General features: G+C 59.6%; 13 protein-coding genes. 3 read left to right on the top strand and 10 right to left on the bottom strand.

Translation table 11 applies throughout. The features are described 5' to 3' along the window. Positions 1-57: 57 nt before the first annotated feature. Positions 58-1,098, bottom strand: coding sequence for a D-xylose ABC transporter substrate-binding protein (xylF, locus tag AC5SEO_RS01715; RefSeq protein WP_003511300.1), 1,041 nt, complete (start codon positions 1,096-1,098; stop codon positions 58-60). 242 nt (positions 1,099-1,340) lie between these two features. On the opposite strand from xylF, the gene AC5SEO_RS01710 reads away from it, so the two are divergent. Continuing rightward, a complete protein-coding gene (locus tag AC5SEO_RS01710; RefSeq protein WP_162633627.1) occupies positions 1,341-2,573 on the top strand; it encodes an ROK family protein in 1,233 nt (410 codons plus the stop codon). A gap of 19 nt (positions 2,574-2,592) precedes the next feature. On the opposite strand, the gene AC5SEO_RS01705 is transcribed toward AC5SEO_RS01710, so the two are convergent. From AC5SEO_RS01705 to AC5SEO_RS01675, 7 genes are all read right to left on the bottom strand, one after another. Continuing rightward, on the bottom strand, positions 2,593-4,137 hold the full coding sequence (locus AC5SEO_RS01705; RefSeq protein WP_174068897.1) for a glycerol-3-phosphate dehydrogenase: 1,545 nt from the start codon (positions 4,135-4,137) through the stop codon (positions 2,593-2,595). Between the two features lie 189 nt (positions 4,138-4,326). Then, positions 4,327-4,743, bottom strand: a complete 417-nt coding sequence (gene mce / locus AC5SEO_RS01700; protein WP_003511303.1) for a methylmalonyl-CoA epimerase — start codon at positions 4,741-4,743, stop codon at positions 4,327-4,329. A 13-nt stretch (positions 4,744-4,756) separates the two neighbouring features. Next, complete coding sequence (scpA, locus tag AC5SEO_RS01695; protein WP_003511304.1) at positions 4,757-6,898, bottom strand: methylmalonyl-CoA mutase; 2,142 nt, start codon at positions 6,896-6,898, stop codon at positions 4,757-4,759. Positions 6,899-7,016: 118 nt separating this feature from the next. Further along, a complete protein-coding gene (locus tag AC5SEO_RS01690; protein WP_112191707.1) occupies positions 7,017-9,020 on the bottom strand; it encodes an acetyl-CoA carboxylase biotin carboxylase subunit in 2,004 nt (667 codons plus the stop codon). Between the two features lie 48 nt (positions 9,021-9,068). Continuing rightward, the gene (locus AC5SEO_RS01685; protein WP_013761770.1) at positions 9,069-9,446 is read right to left on the bottom strand and encodes a hypothetical protein; all 378 of its coding nucleotides are present in this window, start codon (positions 9,444-9,446) and stop codon (positions 9,069-9,071) included. A 125-nt stretch (positions 9,447-9,571) separates the two neighbouring features. Beyond that, complete coding sequence (yghU, locus tag AC5SEO_RS01680) at positions 9,572-10,468, bottom strand: glutathione-dependent disulfide-bond oxidoreductase (protein WP_003511310.1); 897 nt, start codon at positions 10,466-10,468, stop codon at positions 9,572-9,574. 100 nt (positions 10,469-10,568) lie between these two features. Further along, positions 10,569-12,101, bottom strand: coding sequence for an acyl-CoA carboxylase subunit beta (locus tag AC5SEO_RS01675; protein WP_013761771.1), 1,533 nt, complete (start codon positions 12,099-12,101; stop codon positions 10,569-10,571). Between the two features lie 118 nt (positions 12,102-12,219). Between AC5SEO_RS01675 and AC5SEO_RS01670 the strand changes: the two genes are divergently transcribed. Then, positions 12,220-13,638 carry a helix-turn-helix domain-containing protein gene (locus AC5SEO_RS01670; protein ID WP_111803042.1) on the top strand — a complete coding sequence of 473 codons (1,419 nt, stop codon included), beginning with the start codon at positions 12,220-12,222 and terminating at the stop codon, positions 13,636-13,638. A 15-nt stretch (positions 13,639-13,653) separates the two neighbouring features. Here AC5SEO_RS01670 and AC5SEO_RS01665 read toward each other — a convergent pair whose 3' ends face one another. After that, positions 13,654-14,301: a DNA-3-methyladenine glycosylase family protein gene (locus AC5SEO_RS01665; protein ID WP_174068898.1), complete on the bottom strand. Its 648-nt coding sequence runs from the start codon at positions 14,299-14,301 to the stop codon at positions 13,654-13,656. 72 nt (positions 14,302-14,373) lie between these two features. On the opposite strand from AC5SEO_RS01665, the gene gluQRS reads away from it, so the two are divergent. Beyond that, positions 14,374-15,258: a tRNA glutamyl-Q(34) synthetase GluQRS gene (gene gluQRS, locus AC5SEO_RS01660; protein ID WP_162690580.1), complete on the top strand. Its 885-nt coding sequence runs from the start codon at positions 14,374-14,376 to the stop codon at positions 15,256-15,258. Here the strand turns inward: gluQRS and AC5SEO_RS01655 are convergent. Beyond that, on the bottom strand, positions 15,226-16,143 hold the full coding sequence (locus AC5SEO_RS01655; RefSeq protein ID WP_013761775.1) for a YihY/virulence factor BrkB family protein: 918 nt from the start codon (positions 16,141-16,143) through the stop codon (positions 15,226-15,228). The two genes, gluQRS and AC5SEO_RS01655, sit on opposite strands and share 33 nt — an antisense overlap. Between the last annotated feature and the right edge of the window lie 15 nt (positions 16,144-16,158).

Genomic DNA, 16,158 nt, shown 5'->3' with positions numbered 1-16,158 from the left:
TAAAGGACGCCGCGCAACGGACAGGTGGCCCGGCGCCCAAACATCAACCTAGCGGTCTCAGTTGCAGGCCTTGACGGATCCGGCCTTTACACCCTGGCAGGCCGTTTCCTTCTTGATCCAGCCGGCGTCGATGACGACGTTCAGATTGTCCTTGGTAATGGCGATGGGCTTGAGGAAGACTGACTGCATCGTCACTTTTTTCGGACCGCCATCAAAAGCGGCAACGCCCTTGATTTCCGTCATCTTCTTGCCGCCCGCAAGTTCCAGCGCGATGCCGGCAGCTTCCTTGCCGAGTTCGCGGCTATCCTTCCAGACAGATACCGTCTGCGTGCCGAGGGCTACGCGGTTGAGCGCGGCGAAGTCCGCATCCTGACCGGATACGGGAACAGAACCTGCGAGGCCCTGCGCGGCAAGAGCGGCAATTGCGCCACCGGCCGTTCCGTCGTTCGAGGCGACGACCGCATCGACCTTGTTGTTATTCTTGGTCAGGAACTGCTCCATGTTCTTCTGGGCATTTTCCGGCTTCCAGCCATCGGTATAGGCTTCGCCGACATTCTTGATCTTGCCCGCGTCGACAGCGGCCTTCAGGACTTCCTGCTGTCCGGCAAAAAGAAAGTCCGCATTCGGATCGGAAGACGAACCCTTGATGAAGACGTAGTTGCCTTCCGGCTTGACCTTGAAGACTTCGGCGGCCTGAAGGCGACCGACTTCCTTGTTGTCGAAGGTGATGTAGAAGGCGTTCTTGTTTTCGATCAGGCGGTCGTAACCCACCACCGGAATACCTTCAGCGACGGCCTTTTCAACAGCCGGGCCAATCGCGTCGCTGTCCTGCGCAAGAATGATCAACGCATTGGCGCCCTGGGAAATCAGCGATTCCACGTCAGTCAGCTGTTTTGCGGCGGACGACTGCGCATCGGCGGAAATATACTTCGCACCGGCCTTGTCGAGAGCTGCCTTGATTGCCGCCTCATCCGTCTTCCAGCGCTCTTCCTGGAAATTGGACCAGGAAACGCCAACGACGAGATCAGCAGCAATGGCTGCGGTGTGCAGGGAAACGAGTACAGCTGTACCCGCCAAAAGCTTGGCAAACGAATTCATGATGTCCTCCCGGTAAGGGCGAAGCCTGCACCTCCATGCAGGGAAAACGCCCGGAAAAAGCTGTCGGGCTCTGTGATTTCACAATTTTCTCGACAGTCGAGAAAATTAATGTCAGAGATTCCCCATGCTGTCAACAACGGCTGCGGGCAGCATCCGGGTGCCTTGATCTTGCTCGTGGCGTGCGCCATCAGAGGGGATAAGCACGACAGGAAAAAAGCCGTTCAGGGAGCATACCCCAGCCCATGTCCGCCATTGCAAGCACGGAACTGGTGCGCCAGAAAAACAGCCTGTCGGTGATGGCAGCGCTGCGCCTTCATGGCAGCCTATCCCATACGGACATGTCCTCCTTCACCGGGCTTGCCTCCGCCACCGTTTCCGCAATCACCATGGAACTCGAGCGGGCCGGCCTCATCCTGCGCAAAGAGCAGCTGGCCGCCGCCGGGCGCGGGCGGCCGCGCATCCTCTTTGGGCCTGATGGTGCTTTCTGCCACGTCGCCATCGTCATCATTTCGTCCGACAGCGTGCAATATTCGTTGGTCGACTATGCCGGCAAGCTGGTGGACCGCTTCACCGAGCAGAGGATCACGGCTGAAAAAGGGTCATTCGGCGGCTCGATCCTCTCCGGCCTTGCACGGCTTGCGGACCGTTCGCGCATCGACCGGCACGACATTCTTCAGGTGTCGATCAGCAGCAAGGGGCTTGTGGACGCGGCAGCGGCGGTGCTCGTCTGGTCGCCGGTGCTCGGCACCGAAAAGATAGATTTCCAGCAGCTCATTTCTCAGGACGGCCGCATCCGCGTGACGCTGAACAACGAAACGCTGCTGGCCGCAAAAGCCATCTGGATGCAGGAGCAGGCAAAGGACGGCCCGAAACCGGAGGCACTTGTCACCCTGTCGCTCGGCCACAGCATTGGCCTCGGCATTGCCCGCGCCGCGGGTGGCGGGATAGAGGTTAGCGCCCCCAATTTCGGACATATGCTGCATCTGGCCGATGGCGCCCTCTGCCGCTGCGGCACCAGAGGCTGTATCGAGGCCTATTCAGGGTTTTATGCAATCCTGCGTTCGGCATTCGAGGCCCCGCCGCAGGCGGAACCGGCAAAATTCGTGCCGATTGCCGAAGTGGACAAGATCGCCGCTTCCGCCCGCGCCGGCGGGCGCATGGCGCGGCTTGCCTTCCGCACAGCCGGGCTTGCACTCGGCAACGGCCTTTCACGTCTGTTCAGCCTGCACGGCCATATGCCGGTCTTCATCACTGGCCCCGGCACACGCTACTTCGATCTTCTGGAAATCGGCCTTCACGATGGCCTTGCGCAATCGCAGTCGGTACGCTTCGGCGGAATGCCAAAAATCGGCATCGCGCCCAACGAACCGGAACTGGTGTTCGAAGGGCATATGGAACACGCTCTGTCCGCCGCCGACGACTATATATTGAGCGCCGATGGCCCTGAAAGAGCGGCAAGGAACTCGGGGAACTGACGGGACAACTCGTAAAAGCTCAGGCCTGCTCCGTCACGGCTTCGCCCTTTTCCTTGACACCAGTCAGCGTGGAAACGAATTCATCCAGAGCGGCAGCCTCGTCCCTGCTCAACCGCAGGCCCTGTTTAGTGCGCCGCCAGAGAATATCCTCGGCTGCAAAGGCCCATTCGTGTTCCACCAGCCAGCGCACTTCGCATTCGTAAAGTGTGCCGCCGAAATGCCGGCCGAGGCCGGAAACATCGGTGGCGACACCGAGCAGTTCCGCAGCCTTCGTGCCGTAGTTTCTGATGAGCCGCTCGGCATGGCGTCCATCAAGGAATGGGTAACGGGAGACAAGCGCCCTCACCTGGGCGTCATATCTCTCCGCCCCGAAGTCACCGCCCGGCAGATACGATCCCGCCGTCCAGGGCTTGCCCTTTTCTCCGATGGCTGCGCCGATCTTTTCCAGAGCATGTTCCGCCAGCCGCCGGTAGGTAGTCAGCTTGCCGCCGAAGATATTGAGTAGCGGCGCTTCGCCCTCTGCCTCTTCAACCTTCAGCACATAGTCGCGTGTGGCTTCCTGCGCCTTTGAAGCGCCATCATCGAAAAGCGGGCGCACGCCGGAATAGGTCCAGACGATATCATCCGGCTTCACCGGCTCGCTGAAATATTCGCTGGCGGCATTGCAAAGATAGGAAATCTCTTCCTCGGAGATGCGTACCTTGGCCGGATCGCCCTTGTAGTCGCGGTCCGTGGTGCCGATCAGCGTAAAATCTTGCTCATAGGGAATGGCGAAGATGATGCGGTTGTCCGGGTTCTGGAAGAAATAGGCGCGCGGATCGGAAAACTTCCTGCGCACGATGATGTGGCTGCCCTGCACGAGACGAACATTGCGCACATCGTTGCGGCCGAACACGCCGGACAGCACGTTATCCACCCATGGGCCAGCGGCATTCACCAGCATGCGCGCTCTGTGCGTGGCTGAACGACCGGTCTTTTCGTCCAGCGTCACGATAAGCCACAAGCCGCCTTCGCGCCGTGCGGAAACGACCCGCGTGCGGTTCATGATCGTCGCACCGCGATCCGCCGCGTCACGCGCATTCAGAACCACGAAACGGGCATCGTCCACCCAGCCGTCGGAATATTCGAAAGCCTTGGCAAAGACCGGCTTCAGAGGTTTGCCTGCCGGGTCTTGCCGAAGATCGACCGTGCGCGTCGGCGGCAAAAGCTTGCGGCCGCCGAGGTTGTCATAAAGAAAGAGGCCAAGCCGGACCATCCATGCCGGACGCACGCCGCCTTTCTGGAGCGGCAGGACGAAGCGCATGGGCCAGATGACGTGCGGGGCCATGGCCCACAGAATTTCACGCTCCATCAAGGCTTCGCGCACCAGACGAAACTCATAATGTTCAAGATAACGCAGGCCGCCATGGATGAGCTTGGTGGCTGCCGAAGACGTACCGGAGGCAAAATCGCCCTTTTCCGCAAGCGCCACGGAATAGCCCCTACCCACGGCATCGCGGGCAATGCCGCAACCATTCACGCCACCGCCGATGACAAAAAGATCGAATATGTTTTCGCCGGACATAGGGCCTCCCAAGACAGCGCCGGGGACCATTTTCCCCTACGTTGAAAGATTATCGTCATAAAAACGAAAACAAAACGAATGTCAAAAGAAAACAAACGAAACCCATGTTTTCAGCACAAGCGAACGGCAACTGCCGCCGGTGAATCACTTCGCCAGCGTGTTTCGGGATGTCGGTACGGGGTCTGTGTTTCAGACGTGTGTCGGAGTGACCTGCTCAAGCTCGTAAAGCACGCCGCCCATATCCTTTGGATGCAGGAAGAGAACGGGATTGCCATGCGCGCCGATCTTCGGCTCGCCATCACCTAAAATGCGGATGCCTTTTTGGACGAGATCGTCTCGCACGGCCAGAATATCCGGCACCTCAAAGCACAGATGATGCGTGCCGCCGCCCGGATTTCTTTCGAGGAAGGCGGTAATCGGGGAGTTCTCTCCAAGCGGATGAAGAAGTTCGATCTTGGTATTGTCAGCCTGAACGAAAACCACTGTCACGCCGTGTTCGGGCAGGGATTGCGGCTCGGAAACTTGAGCGCCAAGCGCCCTGTATCGCGAAACCGCGGCATTAAGATCGGGCACGGCAAGGGCGACGTGGTTCAATCTTCCGAACATGGCCGTATTCCTCTCACGCGTTGCGCCGGATGCCTTCGAGCAGATCGAGAACCTTGTTGGCCGCATCCATGACATTGGTGCCGGGTCCGAAAATCGCCGAAACGCCGTGGTCCAGCAGGAACTGGTAATCCTGGCGTGGGATGACGCCGCCGACGACGACGATGATGTCCTGGGCACCCTTCTGTTTGAGCGCCTCCACAAGCTGCGGCGCGAGCGTCTTGTGGCCTGCGGCAAGCGACGACATGCCGACCACATGCACCTTGTTCTGAACCGCAAGATCGGCTGCCTCGGCAGGCGTCTGGAACAGCGGCCCGGCCAGCACATCGAAACCGATATCGCCAAAGGCCGATGCGATCACCTTCGCGCCGCGATCATGCCCGTCCTGCCCGAGCTTTGCGACCATGATGCGCGGTTTGACGCCGAGCCGTTCTGCCACGCCGGAAAGCCGCGTAGCGAGCGTGGCAAGCTCCGGCTCGTCCTTGTAGGCCTCGCCGTAAATATCCTCCACCACTTCCGGCACGGCAACGTAATCGCCGAAGACAGCACGCAGCGCATCGGAAATCTCGCCGACGGTGGCGCGGGCGCGGGCGGCGACGACTGCCGCCTCGAGAATATTACCCTTGCCGCTGCGGGCAATCTCAGACAATGCCGCCAGCGCCTTCGAGACGTCCCCGCCGTCGCGGCGACGTTTGGTGTCCTCAAGGCGGCGGATTTGCGCGGCGCGTACGGCGGCGTTGTCGATATCGAGAACGTCGATATCCTCCTCGGTTTCCAGACGGTAGCGGTTGACGCCGACGATGACTTCCTCGCCCTTGTCCACGGCCGCCTGCCGACGCGTGGCCGCCTCCTCGATCAATCGCTTGGGCAGGCCTTCGGCCACCGCTTTGGTCATGCCACCAAGCGCCTCCACCTCCTCAATCAGCGCCCAGGCTTTTTGCGCCAGTTCATCAGTCAGGCTTTCGACGTAGTAGGAACCGGCCAGCGGATCGACGACCTTGGTGACGCCGGTTTCGTGCTGGAGAATAAGCTGGGTGTTGCGGGCGATGCGGGCGGAAAATTCTGTCGGCAGGGCAATGGCTTCATCAAAGGAATTGGTGTGCAGCGATTGTGTGCCGCCCAGCACGGCGGACATGGCCTCGAAAGCGGTGCGGACAATGTTATTGTAAGGGTCCTGTTCCTGAAGAGACACACCGGATGTCTGGCAATGGGTGCGCAGCATGAGCGACGACGCCTTTTGCGGCTTGAACTCTTCCATGATGCGCGACCAGAGGAAGCGGGCGGCGCGCAGCTTTGCGGCCTCCATGAAGAAATTCATGCCGATGGCAAAAAAGAACGACAGGCGGCCGGCGAAATCATCGACATTCAGTCCCTTGGCAAGGGCGGCCCGCACATATTCCCGCCCATCCGCCAGCGTGAAGGCAAGCTCCTGCACCAGCGTGGCACCTGCCTCCTGCATGTGATAGCCGGATATCGAAATGGAGTTGAATTTCGGCATCTCCTTCGCCGTATATTCAATGATATCAGCAATGATACGCATCGAAGGCTCGGGCGGGTAGATATAGGTGTTGCGGACCATGAACTCCTTGAGAATGTCGTTCTGGATGGTGCCGGAAAGTGCGGCACGCGAGACACCCTGCTCTTCCCCCGCAACGATGAAATTGGCGAGCACCGGAATGACGGCCCCGTTCATGGTCATGGAGACGGAGACCTTTTCGAGCGGTATGCCATCGAACAGGATTTTCATGTCCTCGACGCTGTCGATCGCTACGCCCGCCTTACCGACATCGCCTTCAACGCGCGAGTGGTCGCTGTCATATCCGCGATGAGTGGCAAGATCGAAGGCGACCGAAACCCCCTGTTGGCCGGCGGCGAGCGCCTTGCGGTAAAAGGCGTTGGAAGCTTCGGCAGTCGAAAACCCGGCATATTGGCGGATCGTCCATGGCCGCCCGGCATACATGGTGGCGCGCGGGCCGCGCGTGAAGGGTGCAAAGCCCGGCAGGCCATCGAGATGTGAAGCCTTTTTCAGGTCATCGGCCGTGTAAAGCGGTTTGACGTCAATGCCTTCGGGCGTATGCCAGACGAGTGCATCCGGTGAACGCTTCAGCTCTTTTTCGGCAAGCTGCAGCCAATCCCGCACCGTTTTTTCACCCGACATGCATATCTCCCCTTCTGCATTTCATTTTCAGTACTGTGACTGGTGATCGTGACCGAAATCCAGCCTACCCCGTAACCCGCTCCGCCCCTCATCCGTTCCTCAAAAACGGTATCAAGCCCTATTCAAATTCGAGGATGACCTCATCCACGGCGAGGCTATCGCCCGGCTTTGCCGACACTTTGGCGACCCGGCCGCGTTTTTCCGCACGCAGGATGTTTTCCATCTTCATTGCCTCCACCGTCGCCAGCGCCTGACCGGCTTCCACCTCGTCCCCCTCGCCAACCGAGATCCCGGTGATGACGCCCGGCATCGGGCAGAGCAACAGTTTCGACGTATCGGGCGGCAGCTTTTCCGGCATCAGCAGCGCCAGTTCCGCCACGCGCGGGCTACGCACATGGGCGAGAACATCCATGCCGCGCCAGCGCAGGCGCACCGCCGCACCGGCAAGATCGACCTTGGCGGCGATCACCTCGCCCGCCACCGTGAACAGGCCAAGGCTGCGGCCGGGAAGCCAGCCGGTAGCGACCGTCAGCGCAGCACCATCCTCAAAAAGGATTGCCATGCCTTCAGCACCGGTTTCCACGCTGACGCTTCGACGGGATTGACCAAGCGAAACCACCCAGTCCTGACCGACAATGCGACGATGATTGCCAATGGTACCGGAAATTTCGACCGCACGGTCTTGAAGCCGCTGGTGGATAACGGTGGCGATGGCTGCGAGCTTGCGCGCGGAGGCCTCATCGGGCTCGACCCCGGAAAAGCCCTCCGGAAATTCCTCGGCGATAAAACCCGTCGTAAGACGGCCGGCCCGAAAACGCTCGTGCTGCATGACAGCCGAGAGGAACGGCAGATTGTGGCCGATGCCCTCCACTTCGAAACGATCCAGCGCCTGCCCCATGGCATCGATGGCGGTTTCACGATCCTTTGCCCAGCTACAAAGCTTGGCGATCATCGGATCGTAATACATCGAGATTTCACCGCCTTCGAAGACGCCGGTATCGTTGCGGATCACGGTGCCGTTTTCCTGCTCGCCCTCTTGCGGCGGGCGATACCGTGTCAACCGGCCGATGGAGGGCAAGAAATTACGATAGGGGTCTTCGGCATAAAGCCGGCTTTCGATTGCCCAGCCGTTCAACTTTATATCGGTCTGCCCGAAGGACAGCTTTTCGCCTGATGCCACGCGGATCATCTGCTCGACCAGATCAATGCCTGTGACGAGTTCCGTTACCGGATGTTCCACCTGCAGGCGCGTATTCATTTCCAGAAAGTAGAAATTGCGCTCGCCATCGACGATGAATTCCACCGTTCCGGCCGAATGGTAACCAACTGCTCTCGACAGAGCCACGGCCTGCTCGCCCATGGCCTTGCGCGTTGCCTCATCAAGAAAGGGCGATGGCGCTTCCTCGATGACCTTCTGGTTGCGGCGCTGGATAGAGCACTCTCGCTCGCCAAGGTAAAGAATATTGCCGTGTTGATCGCCCAGCACCTGAATTTCGATATGGCGCGGCTGGGTGACGAATTTCTCGATGAAGATGCGGTCGTCCCCAAAGGAAGATTTCGCCTCGTTTTTTGACGACTGGAAACCCTCGCGCGCCTCCGCATCGTTAAAGGCGATGCGCATGCCCTTTCCGCCGCCGCCGGCCGAGGCCTTGATCATCACCGGATAACCGATCTCGGAGGCGATCCTCACCGCCTCATCTGCATCCCCAATCAGCCCCATATGGCCGGGCACGGTGGAAACACCGGCTTCCGCCGCTAGCTTCTTGGAGGTGATCTTGTCGCCCATGGCCTGGATAGCGCCGACCGGCGGGCCAATGAAGATCACACCCGCCTTCTCCAGCGCCTCGGCAAAGGCAGCGTTCTCCGACAGGAAGCCATAGCCGGGATGCACCGCATCAGCCCCGGTCTTCTCGATCGCAGCAAGGATTTTATCGATGACGATATAGGACTGCGACGAGGGCGCCGGACCGATATGAACGGCCTCATCCGCCATCTTCACATGCAAAGCATTGGCATCAGCATCCGAATAGACGGCAACCGTCGCAATGCCCATCTTCTTCGCCGTCTTGATGACCCGGCAGGCGATCTCGCCACGATTGGCGATGAGGATTTTCTTGATCACGCGGTTATTCTCCCCTCTTCCCCTCACGACAAATGCCGTACGCCGTCCTCAAATCTCGAAAAAGTTCTCGAAGGATTCCGGGAAATTCTGCCGGGCGACGCGCTCGTCGATGACAAGCATCGCCTGGTAGGAAAGCGGATCGAAATTCTTTTCCGCCGGCAAGACCTCGCGGCCGAACAGCAGGCTGAGGCGGGCCGCGTCGAGATTACCACGCTCGAACGGCTCGGGACCAAAATGGTGCCAGAGCGAGTGCAGGAAGGCCGCATCGATGCGGTGTTCCTTGGAATCGTCCCGCGCCCTTCGGGGTATCATCTTGATGGGCGTTACCCCTTTTGGATTGGCGCGGCGGATGGTGAACTGGATGCCCGTGCTCGGCATGCCGGAGGGAAATCCCTTGTGTTTGGTCATTTCGGGCAGGTTCGCCATCTTTTGTCCTTCCAGAAGCATTTCCATTAAAAGCAGGTCCGCTTTTACGTCCGGATATGCGTAAATTCAAATAATTAGAGCGCTTTCATGGTCCTATTAAAACCAGAAGCGCTCTAGTCTTTTCGTTATGCCTTGCCGATTTTGTCCTGCGTCTTCTGCTCGAAGTCGGAGGCATCGTGGCGTTCATGCAATTGTTCGGACGGATCGCCCGAAGTTTTGTTGACGATCACGCCGCGCTTGACCGCAGGTCGTTCGCCGATTTCAAGCGTCCAGCGCATAAGGTTCTTATAACCGGCCGCTTCAAGGAAAGCACCGGCATCGCCATAAGCCTGGCCGAGCGCGATCTTGCCATACCAGGGCCAGACGGCCATGTCGGCAATCGTATATTCCGAGCCCGCCAGATAACGGTTGTCGGCCAGATGACGGTCAAGCACGTCAAGCTGGCGTTTAACTTCCATGGCGTAACGGTCTATAGCATATTTGATCTTGATCGGGGCGTAGGCGTAGAAATGGCCGAAACCGCCGCCGAGGAAGGGGGCGGAACCCATCTGCCAGAACAGCCAGTTCAGCGCCTGCGTGCGGGCATTGCCCTCTTTCGGCAGGAAAGCGCCAAATTTTTCCGCGAGGTAAACGAGGATCGAGCCGCTCTCGAAAACCCGGGTCGGCTCGGGCGTCGAATGATCCATCAGCGCCGGGATCTTGGAGTTCGGATTGACGCCGACAAAACCGGAGCCGAACTGGTCGCCTTCGCCGATCTTGATCAGCCAGGCATCATATTCGGCGCCCTTGTGGCCAGCGGCCAGCAATTCTTCCAGCATGATCGAGACCTTCTGACCATTCGGCGTTGCCAGCGAATAAAGCTGCAACGGATGTTTGCCGACCGGCAATTCCTTGTCATGGGTGGGACCGGCGATCGGGCGATTGATATTGGCGAACTGGCCGCCATTACCCTTGTCCCAGGTCCAGACCTTGGGCACTTCATATCCGGCGGGAAAATTATCTGCGGAGGAGTTCTCGGCCATAAAAATCAGTCCTTGTGCGTTTCGGGAGGGCACCGAAGGTCGGGCGCCTGAACATCATTATAGTAAGGTGGCCAAAGTATTTTTCCAGCCCCAGAGCAGGTCAGAGCGGAATGGTATCGTGCTTTTTCCAGCGGGTTTCGACGTTCTTGCCCCGCAGCGAAGCAAAGGCACGGGCGATGCGGCGGCGCGAGGAATGCGGCATGATGACCTCATCGATGAAACCACGCTCTGCCGCCACGAAGGGATTGGCGAAACGCTCCTCATATTCCCTTGTGCGCGCGGCGATCTTGTCCGGATCGGAAAGCTCCGAGCGATAGAGGATTTCCGCTGCCCCTTTTGCGCCCATGACAGCGATTTCCGCAGTTGGCCAGGCATAGTTCACATCAGCGCCGATATGTTTCGAGGCCATCACGTCATAAGCGCCACCATAGGCCTTGCGGGTAATCAGCGTCACCATCGGAACCGTCGCCTCGGAATAGGCAAACAGCAGTTTCGCGCCGTGCTTGATGACGCCGCCATATTCCTGCGCCGTTCCCGGCAGGAAACCGGGCACATCCACCAGTGTCAGCAGGGGAATGTTGAAGGCATCGCAGAAGCGCACGAAGCGGGCGGCCTTGCGTGAGCTGTCAATATCCAGACACCCGGCCAGCACCATCGGCTGGTTTGCGACGACGCCTACCGTCTGGCCTTCCAGACGCATGAAACCGGTGATGATGTTTCTGGCAAACGCCTCCTGCAACTCGAAGAAATCGCCCTCGTCGGCGAGCGCATGGATCAGTTCCTTCATATCGTATGGCTTGTTGGAACTGTCGGGGATCAGCGTATCGAGGCGCGCTTCCAACCGTGCGGGATCGTCATGAAAAGGCCGGACCGGCGGTTTTTCCTGATTATTCAGCGGCAGGAAATCGAAAAGCAGGCGCACATGCTCAAGTGTCTCGATGTCGTTTTCATAGGCGCCATCGGCAACGGAGGATTTTTTGGTGTGTGTGGAGGCGCCGCCCAGCTCTTCCGCCGTGACGATCTCGTTGGTCACGGTCTTCACCACATCCGGCCCGGTTACGAACATGTAGGAGGTATCGCGCACCATGAAGATGAAGTCGGTCATGGCAGGCGAATAAACGGCACCACCGGCACACGGCCCCATGATGACAGAGATTTGAGGCACGACACCGGAGGCGATGACGTTGCGCTTGAAAACGTCGGCATAACCGCCGAGCGAAGCAACACCTTCCTGAATGCGCGCGCCGCCACTGTCGTTGAGGCCAATCACGGGCGCGCCGTTGCGCACGGCCATATCCATGATCTTGCAGATTTTCTGGGCATGAGTTTCCGACAGCGAACCGCCGAGCACGGTAAAATCCTGGCTGAAAACATAGACCTGCCGGCCGTTGATGGTGCCCCAGCCGGTAACGACTCCATCGCCCGCCACCTTCTGTTCGGCCATGCCGAAATCCACCGCCCGGTGGGTAACGTACATGTCGTACTCTTCGAAGGAACCTTCATCCAGCAACACATCGATGCGCTCGCGCGCCGTCAGCTTGCCCTTGGCATGCTGCGCCTCAATGCGCTTGACGCCGCCGCCGAGCCGCGCTTCGTCGCGGCGCGTCTGCAATTGCTCCAGAATGCTGGGCATGTTTCCTCCATGCGTTTCCTCAAAATCAATAGCTTAGAAAACATTCGCCTAGAAGCCTTGATCGTGCGCGTATGCGTGGCATAAATATTTGCAATAATTAATTTTGCAAAGTTGCAACATGGCGACGGAAAAGCTCTTCATCGGCCGCAAGGTCCGCGGCCTTCGCGAAAACGCCCGCGCTACGCAGGCGCAGTTTGCCGAACGGCTCGGCATTTCGGCCAGTTATCTGAACCAGATCGAAAACAATCAGCGACCCGTTTCCGCCAGCGTTCTGGTGACGCTGGTGGAAAAATTCCAGCTCGACGTAACGGAGCTGGCAACCGGCGAAAACGACCGGCTGGTTTCCGCTGTGCGCGAGGCCCTGAAAGACCCGCTGTTCCTGAATTACGAGCCCGGGCTGCAGGAACTGAAGCTGATTGCGCAGAACGCACCGGGTTTTGCCCATGCGCTTTTGCGCGCCCACCAGGCCTACCGGCAAAACAGCGAGCAGCTGGTGCAGCTGGATGACAGGCTGGGGCGGGGAACCGCGCAGGTGGAAAGAACACCTTACGAAGAGGTCCGCGATTTCTTCCACTTCGTCGACAATTACGTTGCCGAGATCGATCTTCTGGCGGAAGAACTTGCATACGAACTGGAGATAGAGGGCGGCGAGACCTACGGCATTCTCGCGGCCCATCTACGCAGCCGCTTCGGTGTCCATATCACCAGAACGGAGGCGGCGGGCGGATTGATCCGGCATTTCGATCCGGCCGGCAAAACGCTGGCGCTCAGTTCCTACATGGCAGCACCGACCCGCTGTTTTCAGCTTGCGCTTCAGATCGCCCAGCTTCATGCGGGAGCAACCGTGGACAGAGTGCTGGCCGGCGCCGGTTTCCGTAGCGCCGAAGCCGCGGAAATCTGTCGCATCGGCCTTCACAACTATTTCGCCGCCGCGCTGATCCTGCCATATGGGCAATTTCACCGGGCCGCGCAGGAATTGCGCCACGATCTGGAACTTCTGGCCGTGCGCTTCGGCGCAAGCCTTGAACAGGTGACCCACAGGCTCAGCACTTTGCAACGCCCTGGTCAGAAAGGCGTGCCGATCTTTTTCGCCAAGATCGACCGGGCTGGCAACATCACCAAACGCCACAGCGCCACAAGACTGCAATTTGCCCGTTTCGGCGCGGCCTGTCCGCTCTGGAACATTCATCAGGCCTTCGAAAGCTCCGACAGGATAGTACGCCAGCTGGCGGAAACACCTGACGGCGTGCGCTATCTTTCCATCGCCACGCAGATCGAAAAAGCCGGCGCCGGTTTCAACACGGACAGGCCACGTTATGCCATCGCGCTCGGCTGCGAAATTTCCCATGCGCAGAATTTCGTCTATGCCGATACACTCGATCTCGCCAATGCCGCCTCCTTCAAGCCCATCGGCGTTTCCTGCCGGGTATGCGAAAGGGTCGATTGCGTGCAGCGCGCCGTACCGCCGCTAAAACGCAAACTACATGTCGATCATCTCTCACGCGGAGCCCTGCCCTACCGGATCGCGGACTTCTAGCGCCGCGCGGCCATATCAGGGTAGCGGCACCATCGCGCGCCGCATGATATTTGCATAGTAGCCCCAGAACAGCCGGGCGGCGACGGAGCGCCAGGGCGTCCAGAGTTCCGCCCGCGCCGCCAGCCATTTCGCATCCGGCCGTGCCTCGAGCGAAAGCGCGTGGCCCACCGCAGCCCGCAGCGCCACATCGCCAACCGGAAAAATATCGGGGTGGCCGCCGCAGAACATCAGATAGACTTCCGCCGTCCACGGACCAATGCCGCGAAGCGCCACCAGCTCCGAAAGGGCCACATCTGCTTCCTTGCGACTGACGGCATCAAGATCGATGCGGCCATCCGCAACCGCGTGCGCCAACCCTTCCAGCGTTGTTGCCTTGGCCCGGGAAAGGCCGAAAGTGGCGCGCAATTCTTCCGGCACCGCCAGATAGTTTTCCGCCGTCACCGCCCCGCCCGTGCCGGCAAGGATACGGACCCATATGGCGTTGGCGCTGGCGCGCGACACCATCTGCGACACGACGATATGGGCAAGGCCCGCAAAGCCGGGCTCGTGAATACGCAACTCCAGCGGACCGGCTTTTTCGATAACGAGGCTAAGAGCCGGATCGAGGCGGGCAAGATGCGCCAGACCTTCGCTGATATCGTCGAGGCCCCTGATGATTTTCATGTCTGCACAGCCCATATTCACGTTGGCCCGGCACCGGGTGGCGAGGCGCTTCAAAACATGGCAGAAGAAACCATGCCTTCGCCCGTCCGTCAAAAACCGGTTTATCGTTTTGCGCCCAGCCCCAATGGCGCCCTGCATCTGGGCCATGCGCTTTCCGCTTTTCTGAACCACGACATGGTGCGGGAAAACAGTGGCCATTTTCTGCTGCGCATCGAAGATATCGACCAGACGCGCTGCACTCCGGAGCTGGAGCAGGCGATCTATGATGATCTTGGCTGGCTGGGACTGGAATGGGAAAAGCCGGTGCGGCGGCAATCGGAGCACTTCGATGAGTATCGCACAGCACTCGACAGGCTGGTCGAGGCCGACCTCGCCTATCCCGCCTTCTTAAGCCGGGGTGAGACGAAAGCCATTGTCAGGGCCTTTGAGGCAGAGGGAAGGCTCTGGCCGCGCGATCCCGACGGCGCGCCGCTTTACCCCGCAATAGATCGGCAAAGGCCGCAGGCGGAACGGGCCGAACTTCTGGCATCGGGCAGGCAACACGCCTGGCGGCTCGACATGGAAAAGGCGGTCCGCACCTTGCACAGCAAGCTGTTCTGGCGCGAGAGCGGCGACGGGCAGACCGGGGAAATCGAAGCTTTGCCGGCGCTGTGGGGCGATGTGGTGCTGTCGCGCTCCGACGCCCCCTCCAGCTATCATCTTTCCGTTGTGGTGGATGACGCGCTGCAAGGCATCACCCATGTGGTGCGCGGCATGGATCTGTTTAACGCAACCGCCATTCACCGGCTGCTGCAACAATTGCTGGACCTGCCGCCACCCGCCTATCACCACCACCGGCTGATTTTGGGTGCTGATGGGCGCAAGCTCTCGAAAAGCGAAGGCAGCACCGGCCTTTCAGCGCTTCGGGCGGAAGGAAAAACGCCGTCAGATATCCGCCGGCTTGTCGGGCTCCTCTAGCACCTGCTCGCGGCGCGCACTGTTGCCGGAGATATTGCGGCGGATGATCTGCCGGACTTTGTATTTCATCAGAGCGGCATTCACTTCCGCACCCAGCATGAAGATGACACCCACCATGTAAAGAAACACCAGAACCACCATCACCGAGGCCAGACCGGCATAGGTGGCGGCATAATTGGCGAAGGTGGAGAGGTAATAGGCAAAGATCGCCGCGCCGATGACCCAGAATATCATTGTCAGCAGAATGCCGGGCCAGACATCCCAGATGCGGCGTTTGCCGGCCGGAAGCCACAGATGCGCCGCCACCAGCCCGACCGTCAGCACGACGATGGTGCCGTAAAGTCCGAGGCTGGAAACCGTGTTCAGCGCATCCGTCAGCCAGGGAAACCGCTGCTCGGCAAAGGACGTTGCGACAGGCACCGCAACAAGCACGATGCTGATGCCGGTAAAGACTACCACTGCGATCAACACATAAAGCAGACTGAGAAGACGGGTGATGTACCACCAGCGCGTCTCCGTGACGCGGTAGGCGCGGTTGAGCGAGATTCGGAGCGCCTCGACGCCGTTGGAGGCAAAGTATGCGGCCGCCAGCACCGAAATCGTCAGCAGTCCGCCGCGCGGAATGGTCAGGACCTGCTGCACCTGCGCGGCAAGCGGACCTGCGATCGCTTCCGGCCAGGTGTCAAAAATCAGATGCACCGCCGTCTCGGAAAACTGGTCAGCCCCCAGAAAGCCGGCCAAAGCCGTGCCGAAAATCAGGAACGGGAACAGCGCCAGCAGGATGGAAAGCGCCATGTGGCTCGCCATCGCCCAGCCGTCATCCTCGGCAAAATGAGAATAGGCATCGAAGGCAACCTTGCCTGCCAGGCGCACTGCGGCAACCATGTCGCCTCCATTCAT

This window comes from Agrobacterium sp. K11 (assembly GCF_059429395.1).
Note: the sequence above shows the minus strand (reverse complement) of the source record. Positions and strands in the feature narration are given on the sequence as shown.